This is a genomic window from Mesorhizobium sp. WSM4816 (genome assembly GCF_055811535.1).
In genome coordinates this window covers 1-253 of record NZ_JBVVQR010000123.1, presented here as the reverse complement: position 1 = coordinate 253, position 253 = coordinate 1, and the positions used below count along the sequence as shown (strand labels likewise).

At 71.1% G+C, this 253-nt stretch carries 1 pseudogene; it reads right to left on the bottom strand.

Annotation, left to right across the window (positions count from 1 at the left end):
• A pseudogene (locus AC0L3H_RS33060) lies at nt 1-184 on the bottom strand (glutamate 5-kinase); the annotation flags it as partial.
• Nucleotides 185-253: the final 69 nt, after the last annotated feature.

Below are 253 nucleotides of genomic sequence, written 5' to 3'. Positions count from 1 at the left end.
CCCCCAGCGCGATCGCCCCGGACGAGACGACCGCCACCTGCTGCCCCGCACCGGCGCGCGCGGCGATATCGGCGGCGATCCCCTCCAGCCACGCCCGCCGCACGCCGCCGTCGGGATCGACGAGCAGGGCGGAGCCGATCTTGACGATCAGCCGCGGGCAGGTGGCAGGCGGGAACAGCGACATGATGTCGGCTGACTAGCGTCACGGATGACGACGTGCCACGACGAACTTGTCCACATGCCGAAACAGGGG